Annotated in this window: 28 protein-coding genes; 6 read left to right on the top strand and 22 right to left on the bottom strand. The window is 31.7% G+C overall.

Annotation, left to right across the window (positions count from 1 at the left end; translation table 11 throughout):
* Position 1: 1 nt before the first annotated feature.
* The gene (locus tag A5893_RS16350) at positions 2 to 1,315 is read left to right on the top strand and encodes a polysaccharide lyase 6 family protein (protein WP_068823660.1); all 1,314 of its coding nucleotides are present in this window, start codon (positions 2 to 4) and stop codon (positions 1,313 to 1,315) included.
* Here the strand turns inward: A5893_RS16350 and A5893_RS16345 are convergent, their stop codons facing one another.
* On the bottom strand, positions 1,316 to 1,525 hold the full coding sequence (locus A5893_RS16345) for a hypothetical protein (protein WP_157687586.1): 210 nt from the start codon (positions 1,523 to 1,525) through the stop codon (positions 1,316 to 1,318).
* Positions 1,526 to 1,673: 148 nt separating this feature from the next.
* On the opposite strand from A5893_RS16345, the gene A5893_RS16340 reads away from it, so the two are divergent.
* The gene (locus A5893_RS16340) at positions 1,674 to 2,303 is read left to right on the top strand and encodes a hypothetical protein (RefSeq protein WP_068823658.1); all 630 of its coding nucleotides are present in this window, start codon (positions 1,674 to 1,676) and stop codon (positions 2,301 to 2,303) included.
* A gap of 12 nt (positions 2,304 to 2,315) precedes the next feature.
* On the opposite strand, the gene A5893_RS16335 is transcribed toward A5893_RS16340, so the two are convergent.
* The 6 genes from A5893_RS16335 to lpxK form a co-directional block, all read right to left on the bottom strand.
* A complete protein-coding gene (locus tag A5893_RS16335) occupies positions 2,316 to 3,857 on the bottom strand; it encodes a GH3 family domain-containing protein (protein ID WP_068823657.1) in 1,542 nt (513 codons plus the stop codon).
* Positions 3,858 to 3,938: 81 nt separating this feature from the next.
* The gene (locus tag A5893_RS16330) at positions 3,939 to 4,490 is read right to left on the bottom strand and encodes a hypothetical protein (RefSeq protein WP_157687585.1); all 552 of its coding nucleotides are present in this window, start codon (positions 4,488 to 4,490) and stop codon (positions 3,939 to 3,941) included.
* Positions 4,491 to 4,496: 6 nt separating this feature from the next.
* Positions 4,497 to 4,928: a hypothetical protein gene (locus tag A5893_RS16325; protein WP_068823655.1), complete on the bottom strand. Its 432-nt coding sequence runs from the start codon at positions 4,926 to 4,928 to the stop codon at positions 4,497 to 4,499.
* A 431-nt stretch (positions 4,929 to 5,359) separates the two neighbouring features.
* Positions 5,360 to 7,417: a putative porin gene (locus tag A5893_RS16320; protein ID WP_232456881.1), complete on the bottom strand. Its 2,058-nt coding sequence runs from the start codon at positions 7,415 to 7,417 to the stop codon at positions 5,360 to 5,362.
* A gap of 2 nt (positions 7,418 to 7,419) precedes the next feature.
* Positions 7,420 to 8,235 carry a purine-nucleoside phosphorylase gene (locus A5893_RS16315; protein ID WP_068823654.1) on the bottom strand — a complete coding sequence of 272 codons (816 nt, stop codon included), beginning with the start codon at positions 8,233 to 8,235 and terminating at the stop codon, positions 7,420 to 7,422.
* Complete coding sequence (gene lpxK, locus A5893_RS16310) at positions 8,216 to 9,271, bottom strand: tetraacyldisaccharide 4'-kinase (RefSeq protein ID WP_068823653.1); 1,056 nt, start codon at positions 9,269 to 9,271, stop codon at positions 8,216 to 8,218. Before lpxK ends, A5893_RS16315 begins: the two co-directional genes overlap by 20 nt.
* A gap of 115 nt (positions 9,272 to 9,386) precedes the next feature.
* On the opposite strand from lpxK, the gene A5893_RS16305 reads away from it, so the two are divergent.
* Positions 9,387 to 10,118: a class I SAM-dependent methyltransferase gene (locus tag A5893_RS16305; protein ID WP_068823652.1), complete on the top strand. Its 732-nt coding sequence runs from the start codon at positions 9,387 to 9,389 to the stop codon at positions 10,116 to 10,118.
* Between the two features lie 29 nt (positions 10,119 to 10,147).
* On the opposite strand, the gene A5893_RS16300 is transcribed toward A5893_RS16305, so the two are convergent.
* Complete coding sequence (locus A5893_RS16300) at positions 10,148 to 10,930, bottom strand: S1/P1 nuclease (RefSeq protein ID WP_068823651.1); 783 nt, start codon at positions 10,928 to 10,930, stop codon at positions 10,148 to 10,150.
* Positions 10,931 to 11,095: 165 nt separating this feature from the next.
* Here A5893_RS16300 and pruA point away from each other — a divergent pair, with 165 nt between their 5' ends.
* Complete coding sequence (gene pruA / locus A5893_RS16295) at positions 11,096 to 12,730, top strand: L-glutamate gamma-semialdehyde dehydrogenase (protein ID WP_068823650.1); 1,635 nt, start codon at positions 11,096 to 11,098, stop codon at positions 12,728 to 12,730.
* Between the two features lie 49 nt (positions 12,731 to 12,779).
* Here pruA and A5893_RS18215 read toward each other — a convergent pair whose 3' ends face one another.
* Together A5893_RS18215 and A5893_RS16290 are read right to left on the bottom strand one after the other, a co-directional pair.
* Positions 12,780 to 12,902 carry a hypothetical protein gene (locus tag A5893_RS18215; RefSeq protein ID WP_262497044.1) on the bottom strand — a complete coding sequence of 41 codons (123 nt, stop codon included), beginning with the start codon at positions 12,900 to 12,902 and terminating at the stop codon, positions 12,780 to 12,782.
* 33 nt (positions 12,903 to 12,935) lie between these two features.
* Complete coding sequence (locus A5893_RS16290; RefSeq protein WP_068823649.1) at positions 12,936 to 13,466, bottom strand: REP-associated tyrosine transposase; 531 nt, start codon at positions 13,464 to 13,466, stop codon at positions 12,936 to 12,938.
* A gap of 276 nt (positions 13,467 to 13,742) precedes the next feature.
* Here A5893_RS16290 and A5893_RS17740 point away from each other — a divergent pair, with 276 nt between their 5' ends.
* Positions 13,743 to 13,907: a hypothetical protein gene (locus A5893_RS17740; protein WP_157687584.1), complete on the top strand. Its 165-nt coding sequence runs from the start codon at positions 13,743 to 13,745 to the stop codon at positions 13,905 to 13,907.
* A gap of 48 nt (positions 13,908 to 13,955) precedes the next feature.
* On the opposite strand, the gene A5893_RS16285 is transcribed toward A5893_RS17740, so the two are convergent.
* The 12 genes from A5893_RS16285 to A5893_RS16230 form a co-directional block, all read right to left on the bottom strand.
* Positions 13,956 to 14,609 (bottom strand): SCO family protein, encoded by a 654-nt coding sequence (locus A5893_RS16285; RefSeq protein WP_068823648.1) that lies wholly within the window; start codon positions 14,607 to 14,609, stop codon positions 13,956 to 13,958.
* A complete protein-coding gene (locus A5893_RS16280) occupies positions 14,581 to 15,165 on the bottom strand; it encodes a toxin-antitoxin system YwqK family antitoxin (RefSeq protein WP_068823731.1) in 585 nt (194 codons plus the stop codon). The genes A5893_RS16285 and A5893_RS16280 overlap by 29 nt, the downstream gene beginning before the upstream one ends.
* Positions 15,137 to 15,895: a YHYH protein gene (locus tag A5893_RS16275; protein ID WP_198342348.1), complete on the bottom strand. Its 759-nt coding sequence runs from the start codon at positions 15,893 to 15,895 to the stop codon at positions 15,137 to 15,139. The genes A5893_RS16280 and A5893_RS16275 overlap by 29 nt, the downstream gene beginning before the upstream one ends.
* 3 nt (positions 15,896 to 15,898) lie before the next feature.
* Positions 15,899 to 16,360 carry a hypothetical protein gene (locus tag A5893_RS16270; protein WP_068823647.1) on the bottom strand — a complete coding sequence of 154 codons (462 nt, stop codon included), beginning with the start codon at positions 16,358 to 16,360 and terminating at the stop codon, positions 15,899 to 15,901.
* A complete protein-coding gene (locus A5893_RS16265; protein ID WP_068823646.1) occupies positions 16,353 to 16,625 on the bottom strand; it encodes a hypothetical protein in 273 nt (90 codons plus the stop codon). The genes A5893_RS16270 and A5893_RS16265 overlap by 8 nt, the downstream gene beginning before the upstream one ends.
* A 35-nt stretch (positions 16,626 to 16,660) precedes the next feature.
* A complete protein-coding gene (locus A5893_RS16260; protein WP_068823645.1) occupies positions 16,661 to 17,185 on the bottom strand; it encodes an RNA polymerase sigma factor in 525 nt (174 codons plus the stop codon).
* 59 nt (positions 17,186 to 17,244) lie between these two features.
* A complete protein-coding gene (locus A5893_RS16255; RefSeq protein WP_068823644.1) occupies positions 17,245 to 18,897 on the bottom strand; it encodes a mechanosensitive ion channel family protein in 1,653 nt (550 codons plus the stop codon).
* 140 nt (positions 18,898 to 19,037) lie between these two features.
* The gene (locus A5893_RS16250) at positions 19,038 to 19,592 is read right to left on the bottom strand and encodes a sugar O-acetyltransferase (protein ID WP_068823643.1); all 555 of its coding nucleotides are present in this window, start codon (positions 19,590 to 19,592) and stop codon (positions 19,038 to 19,040) included.
* 11 nt (positions 19,593 to 19,603) lie between these two features.
* Positions 19,604 to 20,884, bottom strand: coding sequence for a bifunctional folylpolyglutamate synthase/dihydrofolate synthase (locus A5893_RS16245; RefSeq protein WP_068823642.1), 1,281 nt, complete (start codon positions 20,882 to 20,884; stop codon positions 19,604 to 19,606).
* 11 nt (positions 20,885 to 20,895) lie between these two features.
* A complete protein-coding gene (locus tag A5893_RS16240) occupies positions 20,896 to 21,417 on the bottom strand; it encodes an acyl-CoA thioesterase (RefSeq protein WP_068823641.1) in 522 nt (173 codons plus the stop codon).
* A gap of 49 nt (positions 21,418 to 21,466) precedes the next feature.
* Entirely contained in the window at positions 21,467 to 22,693 is a 1,227-nt protein-coding gene (locus tag A5893_RS16235) for a type IX secretion system plug protein (RefSeq protein ID WP_232456880.1), read from the bottom strand.
* A 320-nt stretch (positions 22,694 to 23,013) separates the two neighbouring features.
* Entirely contained in the window at positions 23,014 to 24,930 is a 1,917-nt protein-coding gene (locus tag A5893_RS16230; RefSeq protein ID WP_068823640.1) for an ABC-F family ATP-binding cassette domain-containing protein, read from the bottom strand.
* A gap of 78 nt (positions 24,931 to 25,008) precedes the next feature.
* Between A5893_RS16230 and A5893_RS16225 the strand changes: the two genes are divergently transcribed.
* Positions 25,009 to 25,377, top strand: coding sequence for a SpoIIAA family protein (locus A5893_RS16225; RefSeq protein ID WP_068823639.1), 369 nt, complete (start codon positions 25,009 to 25,011; stop codon positions 25,375 to 25,377).
* The last annotated feature ends 1 nt before the right edge of the window (position 25,378 follow it).

Below are 25,378 nucleotides of genomic sequence, written 5' to 3'. Positions count from 1 at the left end.
GATGACTAAAATAACTGTTAAGTTCCTATTAACTTTTTGTTTTTTAGCGATTTTAAATCAGGCTGAAGCCAAAGATTACACTGTTAAAAATGCGCAAGAAATTACAGCGTTACAATTGGCTGCAGGCGATAAGGTGATCATGAAAAGTGGTGATTGGAAAAACCAGAATATTTTATTTAAAGGGAATGGAACAGAAAAACTGCCGATTGTTTTAATTGCCGAAAAATCTGGAGAAGTTTTATTATCTGGTAATTCTACGCTTAAAATAGAAGGAAGTTATTTGATAATAGATGGTTTGGCTTTCGCCGATGGTTATTCTGAGAAAGAAGCAGTGATTACTTTTAGCAAAAACTCAAATAATTGTAGAGTTACAAATACCAGCATCATTAATTATAATCATCCCGATAAAACTTTTGATTATAAATGGGTATCTGTTTTTGGTGAGCATAACAGAGTTGACCATTGCGCTTTTTCTGGAAAAAAACATCAAGGTACTTTATTAGTAGTTTGGCTTTCTGATAAACCAAATTATTCAGAAATTGATCATAATTATTTTGGACCAAGGCCAGACTTAGGCGTAAATGGTGGAGAAATAATCAGGATTGGAACTAGTGAATGGTCTATGTATGACTCTTTTGCAAAAGTAGAAAATAATATTTTTGATAATTGTAACGGAGAAACCGAAATCATATCCATTAAATCTGGTCATAATCTAATTTCTAACAATCTATTCTACGAGTGTGTTGGTACAGTAACTTTTAGACATGGTAATAATTCTGAGGTTTCTAATAATTATTTTATTGGAAACCATGTAAAAAATACAGGCGGTATCAGAATAATTGGTGAAAACCAAAATGTGCATAATAATTATTTACAAGGTTTAACAGGAACAGATTTAAGAGCAGCGATTTCTATTATGAATGCTTTGGATAAATCACCGTTAAATGGTTATTGGCAAGTAAAAAATCCAAATATCAGTAATAACTTAATTATAGATTGTAAAGAGGCAGTTGTTATAGGGTCTGGAAAAAGTAATTTAAGAATTATGCCGCCTACAGGATTAATTTTAGAAGATAATATAATCATCGATTCCAAAAAACTAATTGTCTTTAATGAGGAATTGTTAGATGGAGAAATAAAAAATAATAAAGTTAAAGGTGCTCAATTACAAAATGGATTTGAAATTTTAAAACCCGATTTAGTAAAATCATCTGGTATCTTCCAAATTAAAGGAAAAGAAAGAGTTCCTTTTTGGTTAAAGGATATTATTGGACCAAACTGGAAAGTTTTTCCCAGAGAAATAATAATTAAATAATTAATAATTTCTCACAAAGAAATATACTATAAAAAGTAAAACCACGCATATCACTAGAATCCAGGTAATACTTAAACCTGCAGGTTTATCATTTTTTTCTGTAACTGCTTCTTCGGCAGGTGCAGGATTATTCTCTTTGTTATGATTATAATCATCTTCTACACCTTCAGGAGATTTTTTTTCTATGTAATCTTTATTTTGCTCTTCCATAATGTCCATAATACAATTTTATTGCCAGCTTTAAATTTGAAATTATTTATTTTTCCATTAATGATATTTTTAATGGCATGAATCATGATTGTATGATATCAGCATATAAATTATGGCTTCAATATTTGTTTCATCTCTTATAAGTTTAATGATTTTATCACAATCAAATCTTTCTAAAAATCCATCCAATCAAAACTTAGATGAATTTAGGTACAACAAAAAAATACCTAAAATAATTGAACATAATGTTTTAATAGCTTTATCTCATTATCCTGAACTAAAAAATACGCCTATTTCATTTGTATTTAAAAAGGATATTAAAAAGTCCGTAATGCAAGCTCAACCTATAATTGGTAGTTTATTGGGAGGAAAAGATAGCAGAGCTTACCGGATAAATATTTCATCCATGTTTAAACTTACTCATTCTGTAACACCAATTCACCAACTACCGGATAGTATTATGATTGGTTGGATTGGTCACGAGTTAGGGCATATAATGGATTATGAACATAAAAGTACTTTTGGAATGATTGCTTTTGGTTTAGGATACTTTTTTTATGAAAAAAGTTTAAAAAAAGCAGAGGTTGCCGCGGATACTTATGCTGTAAACCATGGCTTAGGCGCTTACATTTTAGACACAAAAAGGTTTATTTTAGATAATTCTGATTTACCAGAAGTTTATAAGAAACGAATTGCAAGATTATATCTTTCTCCTGATGATATTGTTGAGCAGATAAAAAAATTAGAAGAAGCAAAGATTAAAGGAGCCATTAAATAGCTCCATTAATACTTACTTAACTATATTATTCTTTAAAAAATCTTGAAATTCTAAAAACTCCTCTTCTTTTAATACCCTCGGTATTTTAGCTTGTCCTCCAAGATTCTTTTTTTCATGGCTCCAATTATAAAATTTTTCCACTTCAAATAATTCAACTTCTACACCTTTTAGCGCTTTTGTGCGGGCAACAGCATAATTTTTATTGTTGATGTTTAAGAAGCCGTCTAATTCAGAAGCTAAATTTTCTCTATCTATTTGGTTGAAATCGCCCTCTACACCTAATAACCATTTATGTATGTACTCTTCATTTTCATTATGAATTGCAGAAACTACAAATTCTTTAGTACATAAATCAGTATGGTTCTTGCTTAGATGTTCTAAAGCGCTATTCATTTGGTGAACAGATAATTGCGAACCCACAACGTTTAAATAATGTTTAGTACGACCAGTAATTTTAATTTCTGCTAATTCTTTGTTTGTGATTGTTACTGTATCACCAATCATATAACGCCAGGCACCAGCAACAGTTGATATTAATAATACATATTCTACATTTTCTACAGTATCGGCGAAAGCCAAAACCTCTGAATTTTGTTTTACTGCACCTTTATCATCAATGTTTTTATCTTCAAAAGGTACAAATTCAAAAAATACTCCATTATTAATGCTTAATGCCATAGAGGAAACATCAGGACGGCGTTGCATAGCCAAAAATCCTTCTGATGCCAAATAAGTATCAATATAAATAATGGGATGATCTAATAGCTTTTCAAAACTTTTACGATAAGGTTCAAATGCAACTCCTCCAGAAGTATAAACCTGTAAATTAGGCCATATTTCATGAATGTTTTCTAATTTATGATATTTGATTACTGCTTCCAACATTAATTGAACCCAACTTGGAATTCCAGAAAGACTACCAATATCCCAGTTTGGAGCTTCCTCTGCAATACGCTTAACTTTCTCATCCCAATTTTTTATGGCTGCTATTTCTTCGCCGGGTTTGTAAAATCCTTTAAACCAGGCAGGAATATTACTGGCCGATATACCAGAAATTTCGCCCTCTAAATGATCTTCTTTATTGATTAAATCGGTACTACTTCCCAACATCAAAATTTGCTTCTCAAAAAAATCTCCTGGTAAATCAAAGTTTTTTAAACTCATAATTTGTTGGATACCAGATTTTCTAATAGAGTCCAGCATATCATCCGTAACAGGTATATGTTTGCTGTTGCTTGTAGTACCGCTACTAAGTGCAAAATAATTTTGCCCGCCAGGCCAAGTTACATTTTGATGTCCTTCTAAAAGATAATGCCACCAATCATCATTCATTTTATCATAATCATGGATGGGAACAATCTCTTGAAACTTTTGAATGGGATTTTCTGATTTTAAAATTTCTGTAAAAAGATATTTTTTACCAAATGCAGTATGTTTTGCCTTTTCTAAAAGATTTATTAACACTTCTTTTTGAGCTGTGTTAGGGTTGGGGTCGCCTGTAATAAATCCTGATACGCTTATTGCTTTTTTAATCAGTTCACCAATCACTGTCATTCTTAAATATTTAAAGTTTGTAAAAATTTATAAGCAAAAAAAGAACCCTTATTACTAAGAGTTCTCATTTTTTTAAATTTATTAGCTTTTGGGCTTTATTTTAGTACCATCCTCGGTGATTTTAACTTTTCCTGTCTCGTCTTTTATCTTCATCTTATCATCGGTCACTTTTGTTTTTTCATCACCGCTTTTAGATTTATAGGTGTCATTATCTATTTTGATTTTAGATGTATCAGTTTTGATTTTGATTTCATCGCCATCAATTTTGATTTTCATATCATCTAATTTATATTTTCCATCACCCAAGCTAACTAACATATTATTTACCTTCATACCATTTTGATATAAAGTATCCATGGTAATTGGGTCGTAATAAAATTCAACTGGAAGTTGTGTTTTACTATCAACAGCAATTCCAGTCGTTTCGTCTCTTGTAATCTCTATATCTTCCCCAGTAGAAAGGTTTTTATATTTACCAGGTTTTACAACAGGCTTATCCATATCAGTCATGGCATTATCTTCATCCATTGAAACAGAAGTGCTATCGTTGCTTGTTGAATCGTCCTTTGAATCATTGTTGCAAGCCGTTAAAATAATAACCGCAGCAATCATACTTAAAAATATCTTTTTCATGATAGACTAATTATCAGTTTTAATTTTAGCTTCTCCGTCTTCAATTTTTATCTTTTTGTCATCTGTTTTTATTTTATAGTCTCCATCTTTTTCAACTTTAATTTTCACACCATCTTCAGATTTCATTTCATCAATTTGTTGTTCCAAATCGCTTTTTGCCATTTCGTATTTTCCTTCGGCATCTTTAACAATCTGATTGTTAACAACAGCACCTGTAGTGCCATTTATAGTATCTTTTGTGTCTAAATCCACGTAAAACATCACTGGTTTTTGGCTCACACTATCTATGGCCATTCCTGTTTCTGCGTCTTTAATGATATACACTTTTTCTCCGGTTGCTAAATCTTCATATTTAGCTTTGTTGTTATTACAAGCAGCTAAAACTACAATTGGAGTGATTAATAAAGCAACATTGATTGTTTTTTTTAAATTTTTCATTATTTTTTAAATTTGTTTGACTGCCAACACTTTACAATTACCTTACCAAATTTTAAACACTTGGTTTACTTAGAGAAACACGAAGTAAAGGGAGGAAAAAATTTTTGCCACGAATTGCACTAATGTTCACTAATTCTAAAAAGAGAATATTTCGCTAATTAGATTTAACAAGAACTTTAATAATCTAAGTTTAGTAAATAAATTTAGAGAAACACGGATTAAAAAGGTGGAAAAAATTTTTGCCACGAATAGCACTAATTGTCACCAATTCTAAAAGAGAATATTTCGCTAATCAGCTTTAATAATAACTCTAATATCTAAGTGTAGGAATCAAAACTTTTATTCAGTTAATAGGGAAATCCTGATAATCTTAAAATACTGATAATCTATAGTTAGACAATAAAAATCATAATAGTCAACATTCAGATAATTTAATCGTAAAACTTCCAGCTTACTCCAAATTTTGCCAAAGAATATGGCATTGGATAACGATTAACAGTGTAATATCCTTTACTAAATAAGCCTTGATTTAAATAATCATAACGCAAAAACAAATTTGCTCTTTTCCAATTGGTTCTTATCCAAACATCTGCGATAGGGTAGGTGTCAAACTGAACATTCCCGCCATTATAAAAAACACCGATTGCAGGGGCATATTTAGGTGATGTATATTTACTAAAATATTTAACATCTATCCCAATATCGGTTTTTAAAACTTTAAAGAAATTTTGAGAAAAATATAAGCTGTGAAAAGTGTAGATTTCTGGTGTTCTTAAGATATTCTCATTATCTGTTTTTTGATAAACTAAATAATTCTCAAAAGTGAATTTGCCAAATTTGAAATCTTTTCTTAAGCTTAGCTTTAATAAATTAATTGCACTTCCATATTGAGTTGGTGAGGCATCGCTATCTGTTCCCTGCTCAAAATATAAATGATTATTCACTAAATAATACTCGGCCTTAGCCTTTAAAAAATATTTAGGAATTACATAAGAAAAGCCTAAATGTTGAGTAGTGATTTTTTTAAAACTTAAATTCCATTGATAATGATTAGTGACTTGCCTTTCATAGATTAAAGCTGGACTTTGATTTTGGGAATAGCCTTCAAAAATTACACTTCCTATTTTATTACCTAATTTAATTTCAGATTGGGCTTCATAAAGAAAATCTCCAAAATTACGACCTTGGATGATTTGAGAAAGTTTAACATTTAAATTTGCTTTATCATTAAAGCCATAATTTGCGTTACCTTTTAAAGTAATATCCTGGAAATTGGTTTTAAATGTAAACTGCTCATAACTATAAAAATCATGTTGAATGCCAACTTCTACTTTTAACTCATTCCTTAAAAAGGACACACTTTTTCCCCTTAAATAAAAGCTATAATTAAATTCATTTTTTAAGTGATTTAATTTAGTACTGTCGCCAGTTTTAGAAGAATCTTGATAAATGAAATAATTTTTTAATAAGCCGGTATCGTCAAAACCATCATTTGTAAAATAAAATTTTTGAGTTTGATATTGTAAGTTATAACTCACTCTTTGGGTGGGTAATACGTTACTGTTGCTATCAATTGTTTTTTGTTTACCAATATTATAAAACTGCTTTAAATAGATAGAGTTATTATGCCAGTTATGTTTTGCAGTACTTAATCTTGATTCTTCAAATTCTGGAGCAACATTAGTTGGTTCTGTAAAAATAGAATCGTTTAAGATAGAACCGTTTTCATATCCTTTAAGGTTATTAAAAATAGCATTGGCTAGTAATGTGTATCTTTTGTTTGGCGATTCATACCATGTCCATAAAGCAGCATTTAAATGGTTAACCACTACTCTATCAGCCTGCCGGGCTGGTGCGCCATAATAGGAGCGAGATCCTTTTTTTGCAAAACTTGCCCCAATATTCCAATTTGGTTTAATATTTTGAGAATGGGTTACAGCAAACATTTGTTCAGAAAGTCTACCAAATGCAGGCGTTACATAATATAAATCTGTATATGGACTTCTGGCTTTATAATAGATAATATCTTCTGGCTTCAATAAATATCTATCATAATAATGATAGCCAACATCAAAGCCAATTGTTTTTGCTGGCTCAAAAAGCATATCTCTGTAAGATAAACCCAACAATCCCAAATTCATAGTAGGATGTTCTGGGTCGTCTAATATTCTGTACCTATGGAAATTTTTAACAGTGGTATCAATAGGAAATAATCTGGTACTGTCTTTTAGATATTCTTCTTTTGTGTATCTGATATAAGTAGAATTGTAGATGATTGAATCCTTTTTTTTATCTAGTTTTTCTCTTAGAGAATCTATATTTTCTTCTGTATTTTCTTCATTTTGAGGAGGAACCTGATTTCTTGGATCTGTTGGTTCATTTTGCGGGCTACCTGGCACAGGTAAAGGCCTACCCCTTTGAGGGATAAACTGCGCAAAACAAAAAGATGCAGAAATCAATAAAAAGAAAAGTAAAAAAAGCTTCTTCAAGATTATAGCTGTAAAATCAATTCTTTAATAATAGATGTAAGTTGAGGTTCTGCTTCGCTGGCAATTTTAATGATTTCCTCAACAGAAACTGGTTGTAAATCTTCAGAAAAACCTTCATCCGTTAAAACAGAAATGGCACAAACAGGTATACCCATGTGGTTAGCCACAATAACTTCTGGAACAGTACTCATACCAACAGCATCACCGCCAATAATTCTTAAATATTTATACTCAGCTTTGGTTTCTAAATTAGGACCGGTTACAGATACGTAAACTCCTTTATGGCAATTAATATTTTTTTCTTGAGCAATTTTTAAAGCTTTTTCCATCATACCCTTATGATAAGGTTGGCTCATATCAGGAAAACGAGGTCCTAATTCTTCAAAATTTCTACCAATTAATGGATTATCAGGTTGTAAGTTAATATGATCTTCAATCACCATTAAATCTCCTTTTTTAAAATCAGGATTTAAAGAACCACTAGCATTAGAAACAAAAAGCTTTTGGATACCCAGCATCTTCATCACCCTTACCGGGAAAGTAATCTGCTTCATATTATAGCCTTCATAATAGTGTAACCTGCCTTGCATAGCAATAACTTTTTTACCAGATATTGTCCCAAAAATTAGTTTACCAGAATGAAATTCTAAGGTTGACATAGGGAAATTTGGGATATTGGAATACATTAATTGGTATTGTACTTCAATTTCTGAAACCAAGCCACCAAGTCCTGTTCCTAAAATAATTCCTACTTCTGGATTAAAATCACCAACCTTTTGTTTAATGTAAGAGATGGTTTCAGATATATTGCTTAGCATAATTTTTTATCGATTTGTTAAATTCTTCTTGTTGGTTATTTATAAAACCAACTGTTATTGGCAATTTGTAAATAGGTAAATCTTTTAATATGTTATCAAACTGTGTGGTGTTTAAACGTACCGCATCTTTTTCTGTTGTGATGATTATTTTTTTAACAGATTTTAACTCATTAAAATCTGTTGCAAGTTTAAGCATATTTTTTTGTGTAAAAACATGATGATCTGCATAAGCATGATGAATTATTTTAGGGGTATATTTTTTTATTTCAGTAATTAAGGGTTCTGTTTTGGCAATTCCTGTCAATAATATAACAGTGGTTTCGGCTGTTATTTGGGCAATATTTAATTTATCAAAAGATGATATTTTTTGTAATTGTTCATCATATTTGATAAAAGAAAAAAACAATTCTTGATGTTCAAAAGGCTTAATATGCGCTTTAATTTTTTGCCTTTTGGCCGATGATAAGTTTGGTGGACACTTTGTTACGACAATAATATTGGCTCTTTTTCTTTCACAAAAATCTTCGCGATAATCACCTGCTGGTAATAGCAATTTAGGTTTTTGAATTTGATGATAATCGAACAGAAGAATACTTAAACCGGGTTTAACTGCTCTATGTTGAAATGCGTCATCCATCAAAATCAAATCGTTTGTCTGTTTGATTTTATTTATTCCAAAAACCCTATCCTCGCAAACGGCAACATTGATATCTTTATACTTTTTAGCTATTTGCAAAGGTTCGTCGCCAGTTTCTAGTGCATCATCATCAGGTTTAACCCATCTAAAACCTTTTGTTTTACGTCCGTAACCTCTACTTAAAGTAGATAAGTTGAAATCGTTTTTTAAAAGTAAAATCAGATATTCTACCATTGGTGTTTTCCCAGAACCGCCAACTTCTAAATTACCGACAGAAATTATAGGAATATCAAAAGAGGTACTTTTAAAAATATTCCAATCGTAAAGTTTATTCCTAAAAAAAATAATGATTCCGTAAAGGAGAGAAAAAGGAAAAAGTAGTAATCTAAAAATTTTCACTAGCTACGGTTATCAGGTAAAATTAAGAAATAAAAGGTATTACAATAACTATCTACAAGCCTAATAAAACATTTTCCTTTTTTTAGTATTAATTTAACAGAAGAATTCTAAAACCATGAAAAATTACACACTATTGGCTCTAAGCTTATTAATAAGCCAAATTGGTTGTACGCAAACCAACAAACAAAAAACTAAAAATCAAACTGATACTATTTACAAATATAGAACTCCAAGTAGAGATGGCACAGGTAAAATTTACCAGGGAAGAGAGATTTCTTATGTCATGGATGCTTCTGGAGCAAGTTGGTTGGAACGCAATAATAGAAACGAGGAAGAAAATACAACTCTTGCTATGGATAAATTACCCATAAATAATAAAAGTGTAGTTGCAGATATTGGTGCAGGCAGTGGATATTATAGTTTTAAAATTGCACAAAAAGTAAAGGAAGGGAAGGTTTATGCCGTTGAAATTCAGGATGATTTTATCACGCTATTAAAAAAGAATCAACAAGAAAAAGTCTTTAAAAATGTGGAGGTGATAAAAGGAACAGAACAAAATCCTAATCTTCCGGCAAATTCAATTGATTTAGCTATAATGGTTGATGTTTATCATGAATTAGCTTACCCACAAGAAATGTTATCGGCATTAGCCAAAGCTTTAAAAGCCAATGGAAAAATTTTATTGTTAGAATATAGGGAAGAAGATCCAGAAATTGCCATCAAACCGTTGCACAAAATGAGTGTGAAACAAGTTAATAAGGAAATGGAAGCCAATGGATTTAAGCTTTATAAAAGAGAAGAATTTTTACCAATACAACACTTTTTAGTTTATGAAAAGATTAGGTAACTAGCAATTATTCAATCGCTTAAATATTTTTATTTAAACAAAGTATTTAATAATCCTGCAAGTCTAATCCCTGCTTTTTGAATTCTTTCTTTATAGATTTCAGAATGTTTTGGATAATAGGTATAGTTTAAATTTGAGTTTTCTTCTACTTCTTTATAAAGTTGAGAAGAAATTTGGTAAGATTCAAATAACCATTTTGAAACATCATCGTTCTGCCATTCCTTAATTTTTGTTTCATTTACGTTATCTAAAGCGGTCGCCATTTCGGTATAAGTTTTTCCGTTGTAATCTATAATACCACTGTCCCAAAGAGAATGTAAATTAGATTCTTTACCCTGAAATTTAACTTTTATTTTATTTCCACCTTGGTCTTCTTCTCTGCTCACATGCATTGGTTGGTGTAAATCTCCAACTAAATGGATTATCATTTTTAATGCAAATGTTCTTTTGTCTTTAGTATTGTTAGGATTTTTAACTTCCTTTTGCATTTTTAATAAGGCACTATATACATTTTCTGAAGTGTCTGCTTTTAATGCTAAAACAAATTCTTTATAGTTTAATCCTTGAGGGAGATTAATGTAATGCCATGGGGCAGTATATCTAAAAGCGTTATCACTTCTAATTTCATCTGCAAAAGTACTTGTTAAAGGCATTTCTTCTGTTCCTAACAAAAATTTAACGGTTGCCTTGGCTTTTATAGATAGATGGTTTTCAGCAATTTTGCCAATGCTTCTATGAGCAACAACTCCCCAAGAAATCAAAGTAAAAGCGAATATAATAGTAGCAACAGGAAAAATATATTTCAATTTCATATTATAAATTTTATGTGTAAATATAAAACAAGGAGTTTATAAATTTTGGGTTAATCACTTATATAACATTCTATTTACAATGATTTAATGTTTGTCAAAATAGGAAAGGTAATGGAGGTTTAAAACCAAAATTCTTATCTTTAACTTTTACCAAAATTCAAGATTATGCTTAAAGGATTTTTTAAGGTTCCAACACCAACCAACGAACCAATTTATAGTTATGCCCCTAATACCAAAGAAAGAGCTTTATTAAAAGACGCTTTAGTGGAAGCAAGAAATAAAGAGATTGATATCCCAATGTATATTGGTAGTGAGGAAATTACTACAAAAAATAAAGTCGCATTGCGTCCTCCACATGATCATAAACATGTTTTAGGATGTTTTAATTATGGTGATAAAAGTCATGTTAAACAAGCTATTGATGCTGCTTTAGCGGCAAAAGCAAATTGGGAAAATTTGGGATGGGAGCACAGAGCAGCCATATTTTTAAAAGCTGCGGATTTAGTTGCCACAAAATATAGGTACGAATTAAATGCAGCAACCATGTTAGGTCAGTCAAAAAATGCTTTTCAAGCAGAGATTGATGCAGCTTGCGAGTTTATAGATTTCTTGCGGTTTAACGTGAGCTATTTAGCAGATATTTATGCGCAACAACCGCCAGTTTCACCAAGCGGAGTTTGGAATAGATTAGAACAACGCCCTTTAGAAGGATTTATATTTGCTTTAACTCCTTTTAATTTCACAGCTATAGCTGGAAATTTACCTGCTTCTTGTGCCTTAATGGGCAATGTGGTGGTTTGGAAACCCGCCGATACGCAAGTTTATGCTGCTAATGTAATCATGAAAATTTTTAAGGAAGCTGGTGTTCCTGATGGCGTTATCAACTTGATTTATGCCGATGGGCCAGAAGTTGGGGAAGTTATTTTTAACCATCCTGATTTTGCGGGAATACATTTTACGGGTTCTACAGCTGTTTTTCAGCACATTTGGAAAACAATTGGAACCAACATCCATAAATATAAAAGCTACCCAAGAATAGTTGGTGAAACTGGTGGTAAAGATTTTATCCTTGTTCATCCATCTGCAGATTGGAAAGCCGCATCAACCGGAATTGTGAGAGGTGCTTTTGAATATCAAGGACAAAAATGCTCTGCTGCATCTCGTAGCTACATTGCTAAATCTCTTTGGCCACAAATGAAAGAAATGATGTTGAAAGATATTGCTTCTTTTAAAATGGGACCAACTGAAGATTTTGGGAATTTTATCAATGCCGTTATCGATGAGAAATCATTTGATAAACTAGCTAAATATATTGATCAAGCTAAAGCTGATAAAAATGTAGAAATCATTTGCGGTGGTAATTATGATAAATCGGTAGGTTATTTTATAGAGCCAACCATTATTGTAGCCAATGATCCAAAATATACCACCATGTGCGAAGAATTATTTGGACCAGTTTTAACCATTTATGTTTATGAGGATAAAGATTTTGAGAAAACTTTAACACTGATTGACGAAACTTCGCCTTATGCTTTAACTGGAGCAATTTTTTCTCAGGATCGCTATGCGATAGAATTAGCTTCAGATAAACTAAAAAACTGTGCGGGTAATTTTTATATCAACGATAAATGTACAGGAGCAGTTGTTGGTCAGCAACCATTTGGTGGCGCTAGAGGTTCTGGAACTAATGATAAAGCAGGAGCAATGATCAATCTTTTACGTTGGGTTTCTCCACGTACAATCAAAGAAACTTTTAATCCTCCGATTGATTATCGTTATCCATTTTTGGATAAAGAGTAATATAATTAAAGATTTAAAGCTCAGAATTTTTTAAAATTCTGAGCTTTTATTATTCTTTTTCTAAAGTTTTAATGTCTTTAACTAATTGCTGAGCTTCTAATTCTAAAGTTCCGTTGTATATACCTCGAATCCTTTTATTTCCAAAAGCTGTTCGACATGTTCCGCAGGGCATGTCGAACTTTGAATAATGTGGATTTGCAATCCGCTAAACAAAACTGGTAAGTTCCAGCATACTATTTCTTATTCCATATAGCTGACCACAACTACTATATAAATATTCTTCCTCTTTCTCAACCAAACCTGCTCTAACAGGGTTGAGATGAATATAATCTTGCTTTGTATTGAAAAAATCCAGACTGGTGATTTCTTCTCCATGATATCCTTCTTGCCAAAATAAAATATAATCTTCTTTTTTTAAGAGCCATAGCATCCAATTTTTTCTACTTTCCTTTTGATTATTTGTAATGGCTAAAGTGATTTTAGTAGATGTATATTTTTTAAAGTCTCTAATGATGTCACTGAGATTATCTTTATTAGTGCCTATGATCAGATGGATATGATTAGTCATTACCACCCATGAGAATATTTTTAACCCTTTGTGTTTTTGGCAGTAAATCAAACTTTCTAATAAAATATCTATATAATCTTTTCGTGTAAACACATCAACCCACTGGTTTACAGTACAGGTGATGAAATAAATTCCTTTCTGGTCGTATATTCTGTAAGCGAAAGCCATGGATAAATATTGGCTTTTTTAAGTTGAATTACAAATGGGAATTGAGGATTGCAAATCCTTTTTATTTAAAGTTCGACATGCCTTTCGGAACATGTCGAACAGCATAAATCCTTCCTTGTAAACACATAAACCACTGGTTTACAGTACAGTTGATGAAATAAACTCCTTTCTGGTCGTATATTCTGTAAGCGAAAGCCATGGATAAATATTGGCTTTTTTAAATTGAATTACAAGTGGGAATTGAGGATTACAAATCCTTTTTATTTAAAGTTCGACATGCCCTGCGGAACATGTCGAACAGCTAGAGGCGCTAGAGGTTCCGGAACTAATGATAAAGCTGGAGCAATGATCAATCTTTTACGTTGGGTTTCTCCACATACAATCAAAGAAACTTTTAATCCTCCAATTGATTATCGTTATCCATTTTTGGATAAAGAATAATATAATTAAAGATTTAAAGCTCAGAATTTTTTAAATTCTGAGCTTTTATTATTCTTTTTCTAAAGCTTTAATGTCTTTAACTAACTGCTGAGCTTCTAATTCTAAAGTTCCGTTATAAATACCTCGAATTCTTTTATTTTTATCAACCAATAAAATATGCTCAGTATGCAGAAATTGAGTACTGTCTTTGGTGAAACCTAAATCTTCTTCTGCAAAATAAGATTGACGGGCTAATTTATAAATTTCAGCTTTTTTACCTGTGAGTAAATGCCAATTAGGAGCATCAATTTTATTGACTTGGGCATAAATTTTTAATCTTTCTACATCATCAATCCAAGGTGTTACGCTGTAAGATAACATCACTAAATTATGATCATTCTTAAACTCGTTTTGCAGTAATTTCATGTTTTTAGTAATGGTTGGGCAAATGCTACCACAACTTGTAAAAATGAAGCTGGCTATATGTATTTTTCCATTGATGTCTTGTTGGGTAATGGTTTTTCCATACTGATCAACACAAGAAAAATCGGCAATTTGATGTGTTACTTTTAGATTTACTTCTTCAGTGGTTTTTAAAAATAGAGGCGTAAAATCAGGTTTGTTATAGTAAGGCAGCTTTTCCGTTTTATCAATATCGGCACAAGCCAAAAAAGAAAAAAGAAAACAAATGAAGCTAATTTTTAAAAATACTGTCCGATACATTGGTGCAATTTTTTGTCCCTAATAAACCAAATCTTCTTCCGTTTTTGATGATGTAATTTGCCCTTACCTTACCATCATCATAAAACATTTGTTCAACACCTTCTTCATAACCTTTATGGTAATTAAGATTCAACGTAAGCTGACCCTGGTAGTTCCATTCTTTATAATTCCCTTCATACTCATTATTTTGGAAATGATAGTGCAGTTTTTTTCTTCCATCTGGCCACCAAGCTTTTAGTTCACCTTCTTTGAATCCGTTTACAAAAAAACGACTTTCTGTTTTAGTTCCATTCACACTATATTTTCTCCAGTTTCCATGTTCTTTGCCTAAATAATAACCTGTAACTTCTAGAGTATCATTAGTTTGAGCATAGAAGGAAAAAATATATCCTGTGTAAGGTTGATTATTTTTAAACATCAAACCATTTACGCTATGGAAACCAGCTTCACTGCTGTTTTTTATCTCGTTTAATACTATCTTCTGATTCTGGCTTTCACAACCCAAAATCAGAAAGAGAGGAATAAAATTAATTAGAAACTGTACCTGCCGTACCATAAAAACCGCTTCCATTTATGTAAGGATCTGCATCTGTAATGTGATAATGGTATATTCCGTTTGGATAATCAGCTGTTACAGTAGTATGCCCATGATAGGCATCTAAAGATGAATTTGAAACTTTTGCCCCATTTTCTTCTGGTCCATAAACTGGAAAACCATCTAATAAAAAGCCTAATAAAGCAGATTTTGTGGCTTTAATTGTTGTTAAATAAATTGGCTCAACGTGGTAATGGTATTGACCAGACATTTGTGGGTGTCCGTAATATTGATCAAAACTTACTATTTCATTAGTTAAGGGCTGATTTGGACCTGCATATTGGTTAAAAAATGGCACACCATTTAAAGAAACACCAATTGCACCTAATGGAGTAGCTGCATGATTACTCGATACTTGCGGATTTATTGGAATTTTGAAAGTGTAATTTTGTGAAGAAATACTATTTGGGTTTTTTTTGAAAGTATTTCCACCGAAAGTTGTTCCGGTAAAATTTTCATACAAACTATTTGAAGTGGCATAATAAGGAGACTTATGATCTGGCAAACCGCTTGTTTTGATATAAACATAAGTGCCATCAGATGTTATGCTGCTTGCTCCATAAATCTTACTATAAATGGAAGGCACTGTAGCTGTATTGGTTGAGCTTGCTGAAGCTTCTTTTTTACAGCTAAATCCTATCAAGAATATAGCTATAAGTGAAATCGGAATAATGAATAATTTGCGCATCATAATTTATTTAGGTGGTTGGTTTTGATTAAAAAGTTGTGATAGTTCTTGGGTTAATTCTTGATAATTTTTTAATTGATTTGGTTTACAAAGTTTTTTAATCTGCAAAAAATGTTGATAATGAGTTTGCTCTATTTCCGTTTGTAAAATACCAAGTTTATTTTCTAGCTCATTGCTATATGTTATGTTATTGGTGTTGAGCTGTTTGTAAAGCAATTGTTTTGTATCTCTAACCTGATCTCTCAAACTTTTCAATTTAGTTTGGTGCTCATCAATTAATATTTGGTAATCTGCTATTTGCTTTTCATCAAAGTTTAATTTTTGGATGATGATATTTTTAGGACCATTTCCAACATCATCTCTTCTTTCTGGGTGTGGTGGTTGATGAAGAAATAAGAATCCCAAAACAGAAAAATTAAGGATTAAAAGTCCAATAACGGCTATTGTCAATAATTTTAACTTACTCATTATAAAAATTATTATTGTTTTTCAATTGCATTTCTGTTGCCACTTTATCTAAACCTGATTTACTATCCGTTTTTTGAACTTTTATTGCTGTAATATTTAAAGTTATAATCATAATCGCTACAAATCCAAAACTCCATTTAAAATAAGCAGGAATTTCTTGTGTTTTAGCTTCATTAATTTTCTGTTGAATTCTGGTAAACATGAAAGGAGGAGCATCTACTTGTTCTATTTTGCTCAACAAATTTAATTTCTCTTCTATGTTCATGATAGTTTATACGATGTTAATTTTTAAATCCTTCGCTAATTAATTTTTTTTTGAAGATTTATTTTCGCTCTTGTAATTAATGATTCTACAGCCTTAACTGATAGTTGCATAATTTCGGCAACTTCTTTTTGTGAGCGACTTTCTATCTTGTTTAAAATGAGGGCAGTTTTTTGATTTGGAGGTAAACGATTAATATTAGAAAATAGAATTTGTAACTCTTCCTTATGTTCTAATAAAATTCCAGGGTGATTAAAGTCTGTGACTTGAATTTCTTGATCTTCTGATTCGTCTTTAAAAATGCTGATAATAAAACCGAATCTTTTAGCTGTTTTTTTTGATTTAAGGAAATCTAAGCTTTGGTTGATAGTTAACCTGTAAATCCAGGTTTTAAGAGAAGATAATTCGGGATTGAATTGACGATGTTTTTGATAAATTTTTACAAATACTTCCTGGGTAATATCTTGAGCGTCGTCTTTATTTTGGCAATAGGAGAGGGCGAGGTTAAAAACCAATTTATTGTATTCATCATAAATTGATTTAAAATCACTTTGGTTTATCATTAACCATTAAAAAAAATAACCATCAATATATTTTTTGAACAAACCGTAATATTTAAAACCTATTTCTTATTTTCCTTCTTATCTTTTTCTACAACAAAGCCTGGGGTTTCATAATCATCAGCAAGATAATCAGCAGGAATGGTAGTTTTATTTCCATCTCTAAGTGTTTGATAATGAGAACTCATAATTTCTACACCAGCCTCATTAAATTTATCTTGGATATTGGCGTGAAGATTAGAGTAGATTACAGCAGATTTTTCTGGTCGTTTGGTATACGCATTTATCTGATAGGCAACATACCAATCTTCTAAACTCGTTTGTAAAACAAAAGGCTTTCTTTTTATATCTATTCCTTCGCATGCTAATGCAGCATTAATCAATAAATCATGAATTTTACGCCAAGGCTCATCATATCCAATGGTTACTGTAGTATGTAAAATACAGCCTTCTTTTTTAGCCATAACGGTGTAATTGATGGTGTTTCCGCTTAATATAGCCGAATTTGGAATGGTAACAATTTCATTTTTAATCGTTCTTAAACGAGTTACTAATAAAGATTTTTCTACCACATCGCCAGTTACATCACCAATCTTAACTCTGTCTTGTAATATAAACGGACGCATATAGGTAATTACTAAGCCTGCAACCATATTACCAATTGCAGATGAAGAACCAAAAGAAACTAATAAACCTAAAAAAACGGATACTCCTTTGAAAACATCAGAATCTGATCCTGGTATTTTAGGCCAAATAACTACCACCATAAAGGCATAGAGTACAAATTTTACTATTTTAAAAGTAGGTGATGCCCAATCTGGATAAAAACCATTTAGTTTTAATTTTCCTATAGCAATTTCGCCTGCTAAATAACCCAAACCTTTGATTATATATCTAAAAAACATCACAATTACGATGATACTTATTAGGTTGGGTATGAAATTAATTATGGATGAAAGTATACTTTTTAGCGGGTCTAGTATAAAATTGATAAGCGCATCACTCCAGGCTTTTGTCCATGGAAAAAGACGAAAAATTATGGGAAGTGTTAAATAAATTATGATGATAATGACAAAATATTTAACCACGTTAACAGTTCTTCTTAAAAAAATCAACTGACTTTCTTGAGATAACAGTTCGTAATTCCTGATTTTAATTCCGTCTATTTTATTGGTTAAATTATTGCTCAACCATTCCTTAAACCTATTGATATATCTATTTAAGTAAAATATGATGAGGACCAGTAAAAGAATAATCAACAATCCAAAACCAACACGTTTAGCAATTTCAACTATATTATTTTCATTTCTATATTTACTAATGATGTTAACAATGGCTTTTTGATAATTATTAGCTAATTGATTTACAGTGGACTGATTAGCCTTTGCATCAGCTTCTGTGATAGAAACCAATATGATATTGTTATAAATAATATTAGCATTTCCACCGGTAGTGTCAAGTAAGATTGAATCGGTTTTTGTTGCTAAGTCTTTTTCTAATTCTTCTATTTTTTCTGTAGCAAGCCTTGCTCTTTCTTGCGCAGTTAAAGGACCAAGGCTGTTTTTTATATAAAATAGGTTTTTGTTATAAACTGTAACAGGAAAACCCGCATAACTGATGCTATCCCTATCTAAAGAATCTGGAACGACTATTTTATTTTGAGCCTTTAAATTTAAAGCACCAATAATTAAGAAGAAGTATAAAATAATTCTCATCGAATAAAACTACAAATTTATTTAATATTAGTTTGTTTGTGGGCTAGGATTTAGTTTGTTAGGAATTAGTTAACTTTCCCAAACCAAAAACCAAAATAGCAACTTACAACCTAACAACTAACAATTTACCCACTAAACACCTACAGCAAATTCTTAATCACTTTCGCAGGGTTTCCAACAGCCATACTGTTATCAGAAATATCTTTTGTTACCACACTTCCGGCACCAATAATGCAATTTTTTCCAATGCTTACTCCGGGTAAAATAATGGCATTTCCTCCAATCCAACAATCATCACCAATAGAAACTGGTTTTGAAAACTCCAATGTTTTTCTTGTTTCTTTATCTTCTGGATGAGAAGCTGCATAAATTTGAACGCCTGGAGCAAAAAATACGTTAGAACCAATATTAATTTTCATGGTATCTAAAACCACACAGTTCACATTGAAATATACATTATCGCCACAGTGGATATTATAGCCGTAATCGCAATGAAAAGGAGGTTCTATATAAAAGTTTTTACCAGTATTAGGAATCAACTCTTTGATAATATCTTTTGCAGGTTTGGTTACCAAATATTCGGTAATATTCAATTGTCGAAGTAAACGTTTCGCATTTCTTCTTTCTTTAACTAATTCAGGGTCCATGGCCGAATAAAGTTCGCCAGCCAACATTTTTTCTTTTTCAGATTTCATAATAATTGAAATTATAAAGCCTCAGCTACCACAAAAGTGCTTCCGCCGATGAATATTAAATCATCAGGTTTTGCATTAATTTTTGCGGCTTTTATTGCGGTATTAACATCGGCGTAAGCCAAACCATTTAAATTAAATTCTGAAGCTTCTTCTTTTAATTGATCTGCAGGTTTTGCCCTTTCTAATTTTGGCGCACAAAAATAATAGGTGGCATCGGTAGGTAAAAAACTCAATATTTTAGAAATATCCTTATCCTTCACCATTCCAATTACAAAATGTAAATGGTCAAATTTGGTTTGGTTAATGTTGTTAAGAACCTCTTTAATACCATCTTCATTGTGTCCGGTATCGCAAATTACCAGGGGATTTTCTGATAATGTTTGCCAACGACCCATTAAGCCTGTCAGTTTTTTCACTTCGCTTAAAGCCGATATTAAAACGTCGTCATCTATTTCAAAACCTTTCTGCTTAAGCTGATTTATTGTACTTAAAACCGTTTTAATGTTTTTGATTTGATAGGTTCCGGTAAGGTCTAAAGCAATTTGATAGCTTTTTTCTTTACCATGGATTTCAATTTCTCTTTTACCGTTTACAATTTTGCTATCGTTAAAACACCATTCGTTAGCTGCAAAAGTGAGTTCTGCGTTTTGTTCTTTTGCTTTATCGATAAAAATCTGTTTAATTTCTTCTTGATATTCACCGATAATAACTGGGGTATTGATTTTAATGATTCCTGCTTTTTCGGATGCGATTTTTTGTAAAGTATCGCCTAAAATATCCATATGGTCCATACTGATATTTGTGATGACAGAAACTTCTGGACTGATCACATTTGTAGAATCTAATCGACCCCCTAAACCCACCTCAATAATGGCAATATCAACTTTATGTTTAGCAAAATGTTGAAATGCGAGACCAACAGTAGCCTCAAAAAAAGAAGGTGAAACCTCTTCGATAAAAGTTTTGTTTGCTTCTACAAAATCAACGACTTCCGGTTCAGAAATCATTTCACCATTTATTTTAATTCTTTCTCTAAAATCTTTTAAATGAGGAGAGGTGTATAAACCAGTTTTGTAACCAGCTTCTTGCAGAATTGCCGCTAAAATATGCGATGTAGAACCTTTTCCGTTGGTGCCTGCAATATGTACAGATTTGAACTTTTTTTCAGGATGATCTAAATGTTCACAAAATTTAATGGTATTACTTAAATCGTTTTTTAATGCTGCAGCACCCACTCTTGTAAACATTGGTAGTTTTGCATATAGATAGGAAAGCGTTTGTGCGTAATCCATTAAAATAAATTTTACTGTTTTACTGCCGTAAATAAAGCCTTCAATTCTGTAGCATCGTCAGGCTTCATTTTTCCTCCTAAAATTAATCTTAATTGCCTGCGACGTAAAGCACCATTAAATAATTCTTTTTCTTCTTCTGTTTGAGGAATGATTGCAGGTACAGGAACGGTTTTAGAATCATCATCAACAGCAACAAAAGTGTAGTAAGCCTCATTGGATTTTACTTTATGTCCTGATGGAATATTCTCTGCCCAAACATCAAGGCGAACCTCAACAGATGTATTAAAAGCCCTTGAAACTTTAGCATGAATGGTTACCACATCTCCTAATTTTATAGGATGAGAAAAAGAAACGTTATCAACAGAAGCAGTTACCACAATGTTATTACAATGTTTTTGTGCAGAAATTGCTGCTGCAATATCCATCCAATGCAATAATCTACCGCCCATTAAATTATGTAAAGTATTGGTGTCATTGGGCAAAACCAATTCATTCATGGTAATATATGATCCCTGTGGATGTTTCTCTCTCATATTTATTTTATTTCATTCAAGTATTCAAAATTCAATCCTAAATTAACTGTTAAAAGTTTCTTGGGTATTTTACTGTATTTAATTCTGTAAAAGCAATTAGTTCGTCAAACCTACCACCCGGTGGGCGGTAATAAATTAAAATTTGATAATCGTTTTCTGTCTGATAAAAAGTTCCATCAAATGCGTTTTCATCAATAGTTTTTCCATTTTCATCTGCCCAAATATAATGGTAATCTACTACTCCTTGCTTTAGAGGTATACTTAGATTAAAGGTTTTCTGAATTGGGTCATAAACCATTTGGTTTAGAGAATTTTTTTGATAAGCATTAAACTTCCCTACCACATAAGCAAAACCTTTATCATCTGGTGCTTGTGCCTTTAAGGCAAAATTAATATTTCCATAATCAGCATCATAATCTGGGGTATTTCCATCTTGATTTAAAATGAAGAAATTACCATTTTCATCATACTGAAAAGAATAATTTGGAATATTCTTGCTTACATCTGCAAATAGATTTACAGTATAAATCGAATCTTTAATATTTTCATAAACGCCTTCAGATTTGAACCTGAAACTACGGGTGTCAAATCTTCTAAACTCATTACCACCCGCAAAATCAAATGTACTGTTATCAGTAAAAACTAATTGATTGTTTCTGATAAATAAAGGTCTTTGGGTACTTTGAGCAACATTTGAGCGTCCGTTTTGCATTACTACGGCCGTAATTTCTTGATAGGGATTTTGGATATTTAACCCTGGATGAAAAATACTAAAATTGATTTTTTGATTTTTGTCCCTTAAAGAAACCTGACTAGAAGGAGCAATTTCCGCTTGTAAAGAAACTTTTTGAGCCAAAATATAAAAACGCCTGGTAATTAAAAGTCTAGTTTGATCTCCATCTTCATAAACCTTTAAAAGGTAATTGCCAGATAATTTTGGGATAACATTTAGATTGGGAAGCGTAATTTCGTAATGGGTATATTTTTGGAAAGTGTTAAAAGAAAAGCGATAATCATTTACTCTATCTTCGCTAAAGCTTTCTACATAATCTAAACTAGAAATAGCAGAAGGTTTCCAATTGGCGTCGCAATGTGTTACGCTATAGTATAAATTTCTGCTTCCGCCACGTAAATCGTCAAACTTAAACCTTAATCTTTCTGGTGTACCTAAATTTAAAATCGGGAAAGATTGATCTTTTCTATCGTTATAAAACTGAACACTTTTAATTTCAGAAATATAATTTATATCATCAAAAATGGCTTGTACCGATGCCACTTGTATTCTTTGAATCCGTTCTTTTTTAGTTTTTTTTTGAGCTAAACAGGAAGTTGAAATAAATAATAGAGCGATCGAGAATAAACTAAGTTTAAAATCAATAGATAATCCCAATATTTTTTGAGTGAACCACTTTTTATTTTTTACCAAGATGCTTAAATTTTAGTTAAAGAAAATTAACGTCAAGCTGATGATTTTGTTTCTTATTGGTATTGAGATTTGAGTAATGAGTATTGAGCCTTTAGTAACGAGTAACTAGTATCAAGATAAAAATTAATCCTAAAAGTCCTAATCAACTAATTCAACCAATGACAAATGAACTAATTTTCAAGCACCATTATCTCATCAGCTAATTGTTCCCAATGTAATTGAGCAGCTCCTAAGCTTTCTTTTGCTTTAGCATATTGCTCGTTGGTTTCTGCAAGTTTTTTGGGATTACTGTAAACTTCTTCTTTGGCGATTTCAGTTTCTAAATCTTTTACCGTTTTTTCCTTTTCGGCAATCTCATCCTCTAAAGTTTGCAAAGATTGATTCAATTTTTTCAGTTGTTTTTTCTTTTCTTCTAAATCGGAAGGCTTAAGTTCAACTTTTTTAGGTTTTTCAGCTTTTGCAGGTTTTATCCCACCTTGGTCGCCAGTTTTTTCTCTTTTTGATTGCCATTCTTCATATTCCTGATAAGTACCAGGATATTCTTGAATGTCTTGACCTTCTATAAACCATATTTTATTGGCCACATTATCCAAGAAATATCTATCGTGAGAAACGGCAATTAATGTACCTTCATATTGTTGTAAAGCCTGAATTAAGATATTTACAGATTGAATATCCAAGTGATTGGTTGGCTCATCTAAAATCAAGAAATTAGAATCTGTTGTTAATGATTTTGCCAAGGCAACCCTTGATTTTTCCCCACCAGAAAGCACCCTTATTTTCTTAAAAACATCATCACCAGTAAATAAAAAACATCCTAAAATAGAACGGATTTCTGTATCACTATGCTTTGGTGCAAAAGCTTGTAGTTCTTCTAAAATCGAATTATCTAGATGCAAACTTTCTAATTGATGCTGGGCAAAAAAGGTGGTAGTCACATTATGACCAGTTTCACAAGTTCCTTTATAGGTTTCGGTATTGGCAATCATCCTTAATAAGGTAGATTTACCTTTGCCATTTGCCCCAATCAATGCAATTTTATCTCCTTTTTCAATAACACCATCAGCATTATTTAAAATATCGATGTTTGGATAACTTTTATATGCGTTCTCAATCCTGATTACATGTCGACCAGAAGGTTTAGAAAATTTAAATCTAAAATTAACCGTTGGGTTTTCATCATCAACATCCTCCACACGTTCCATTTTATCCAAGGCTTTCATCCTGGATTGCGCCATTTTTGCTTTAGATGCTTTTGCCCTAAAACGTTCAATCAAACGCTCTTCCTGCTTAATTTTAGCTTGTTGATTTTTAAATTCTCCTTTTTGAATCTCTCCTCTTAAAGCTTTTTCTTCTAAATAGAAAGTGTAATTGCCAGAATAAATAGTCAGATTTCCTTTACGTGATTCTACAATCCTATTTACAATCCTATCCAAAAAATACCTATCGTGAGAAACGATAACAATGGCACCATCAAAACCATTTAAATAGGTTTCTAACCATTTAATGGACGGTAAATCCATGTGGTTGGTTGGCTCATCCAACAATAAGATATCAGGAGTTTGTAACAAGATTTTCGCCAACATTACTCGCATACGCCAACCTCCAGAAAAGGTATTTAAGGGGCGATGTTGGTCTTCAGATGAAAATCCTAAACCAGCTAAAATCTCATTTGCCCTATATTCTATGCTATAACCATCTAAAGCTTCAAACTCTAATTGTTTATCACTTAGTTTATTTAAAACTTCTTCAGAATAATCGGTCTCAATTTTTTTTAGTAAAACCTCAATTTCATCATGTAACTGATTTTGACGTTCAAAAGCCTCCATGGCAACGTGAAGAATACTATGATGAGAATCGTAAGAAAGTAAATCCTGATTTAAATAGCCAATTTTTAAATCTTTAGCCATAGAAACCGTACCCATAGAAGGTTGGTATTCGCCAACGATGATTTTTAGGAGTGTAGATTTACCAGTACCATTTGCACCGATTAATCCTATTTTTTCTCCTGGTTTAATGTGCCAATTGGCCTCATCATATAAAGCCCTAGAGCCTATTAAAAAAGTTAAGTCGTTTATTGAAATCATTTGGGCGCAAAGGTATGAAATTTGATAAAACAATCTTGATGCTTTTATCAATCAATTAAATACAAAAAAAATTAGGATATGTTAACGATTATAGAAAATTTACCAGCTCATGTTGTTGGTATTGAAGCTTCTGGTGAAGTTGACGCAGACCAAGTTGCAGATGTGATTATTCCTGCCTTAAAATTGCAAGTAGAAAATTACGATGAAATCAACTATCTGCTGGTTTTAAAAACTGATGTTAAAAACTGGAGTGGTGGAGCTTGGCTACAAGATTTAAAGGCTGGAGTGCAAAACTTAACAAAATGGAATAAGATTGCAGTTGCCACTGATGAAAAAATGGTAGAAAAATTTAGCGATATGTTTTCAGTTTTGAGCCCGGGTGAAAGTAAGGGTTTTAAATTGTCGGAAATAGAGGAAGCAAAAAAATGGGTATCAGCAAAAAGCTAAT

Source organism: Pedobacter psychrophilus, assembly GCF_001652725.1.
GTDB lineage: Bacteria > Bacteroidota > Bacteroidia > Sphingobacteriales > Sphingobacteriaceae > Pseudopedobacter > Pseudopedobacter psychrophilus.
The sequence above is the reverse complement of the archived record's forward strand: the minus strand, read 5'-3'. Positions and strand labels throughout refer to the sequence as shown.

Excerpts from the sequence above, each read along its gene's own strand:
- A5893_RS16345 (WP_157687586.1), bottom strand. The coding sequence starts at position 1,525 with ATGGAAGAGCAAAATAAAGATTACATAGAAAAAAAATCTCCTGAAGGT.
- A5893_RS16230 (WP_068823640.1), bottom strand. The coding sequence starts at position 24,930 with ATGATTTCAATAAACGACTTAACTTTTTTAATAGGCTCTAGGGCTTTA.
- A5893_RS17740 (WP_157687584.1), top strand. The coding sequence starts at position 13,743 with ATGCCCTGCGGAACATGTCGAACAGCTAGAGGCGCTAGAGGTTCCGGA.
- A5893_RS16245 (WP_068823642.1), bottom strand. The coding sequence starts at position 20,884 with ATGGATTACGCACAAACGCTTTCCTATCTATATGCAAAACTACCAATG.
- A5893_RS16280 (WP_068823731.1), bottom strand. The coding sequence starts at position 15,165 with ATGGTACGGCAGGTACAGTTTCTAATTAATTTTATTCCTCTCTTTCTG.
- A5893_RS16325 (WP_068823655.1), bottom strand. The coding sequence starts at position 4,928 with ATGAAAAATTTAAAAAAAACAATCAATGTTGCTTTATTAATCACTCCA.
- A5893_RS16315 (WP_068823654.1), bottom strand. The coding sequence starts at position 8,235 with ATGCTAAGCAATATATCTGAAACCATCTCTTACATTAAACAAAAGGTT.
- A5893_RS16265 (WP_068823646.1), bottom strand. The coding sequence starts at position 16,625 with ATGAACATAGAAGAGAAATTAAATTTGTTGAGCAAAATAGAACAAGTA.
- A5893_RS16285 (WP_068823648.1), bottom strand. The coding sequence starts at position 14,609 with ATGTATCGGACAGTATTTTTAAAAATTAGCTTCATTTGTTTTCTTTTT.
- A5893_RS16260 (WP_068823645.1), bottom strand. The coding sequence starts at position 17,185 with ATGATAAACCAAAGTGATTTTAAATCAATTTATGATGAATACAATAAA.
- pruA (WP_068823650.1), top strand. The coding sequence starts at position 11,096 with ATGCTTAAAGGATTTTTTAAGGTTCCAACACCAACCAACGAACCAATT.
- A5893_RS16225 (WP_068823639.1), top strand. The coding sequence starts at position 25,009 with ATGTTAACGATTATAGAAAATTTACCAGCTCATGTTGTTGGTATTGAA.
- A5893_RS16275 (WP_198342348.1), bottom strand. The coding sequence starts at position 15,895 with ATGATGCGCAAATTATTCATTATTCCGATTTCACTTATAGCTATATTC.
- A5893_RS16350 (WP_068823660.1), top strand. The coding sequence starts at position 2 with ATGACTAAAATAACTGTTAAGTTCCTATTAACTTTTTGTTTTTTAGCG.
- A5893_RS16290 (WP_068823649.1), bottom strand. The coding sequence starts at position 13,466 with ATGGCTTTCGCTTACAGAATATACGACCAGAAAGGAATTTATTTCATC.
- A5893_RS16270 (WP_068823647.1), bottom strand. The coding sequence starts at position 16,360 with ATGAGTAAGTTAAAATTATTGACAATAGCCGTTATTGGACTTTTAATC.
- A5893_RS18215 (WP_262497044.1), bottom strand. The coding sequence starts at position 12,902 with ATGCCCTGCGGAACATGTCGAACAGCTTTTGGAAATAAAAGGATTCGA.
- A5893_RS16335 (WP_068823657.1), bottom strand. The coding sequence starts at position 3,857 with ATGACAGTGATTGGTGAACTGATTAAAAAAGCAATAAGCGTATCAGGA.
- A5893_RS16300 (WP_068823651.1), bottom strand. The coding sequence starts at position 10,930 with ATGAAATTGAAATATATTTTTCCTGTTGCTACTATTATATTCGCTTTT.
- A5893_RS16305 (WP_068823652.1), top strand. The coding sequence starts at position 9,387 with ATGAAAAATTACACACTATTGGCTCTAAGCTTATTAATAAGCCAAATT.
- A5893_RS16340 (WP_068823658.1), top strand. The coding sequence starts at position 1,674 with ATGATTTTATCACAATCAAATCTTTCTAAAAATCCATCCAATCAAAAC.
- A5893_RS16330 (WP_157687585.1), bottom strand. The coding sequence starts at position 4,490 with ATGAAAAAGATATTTTTAAGTATGATTGCTGCGGTTATTATTTTAACG.
- A5893_RS16255 (WP_068823644.1), bottom strand. The coding sequence starts at position 18,897 with ATGAGAATTATTTTATACTTCTTCTTAATTATTGGTGCTTTAAATTTA.
- A5893_RS16240 (WP_068823641.1), bottom strand. The coding sequence starts at position 21,417 with ATGAGAGAGAAACATCCACAGGGATCATATATTACCATGAATGAATTG.
- A5893_RS16250 (WP_068823643.1), bottom strand. The coding sequence starts at position 19,592 with ATGAAATCTGAAAAAGAAAAAATGTTGGCTGGCGAACTTTATTCGGCC.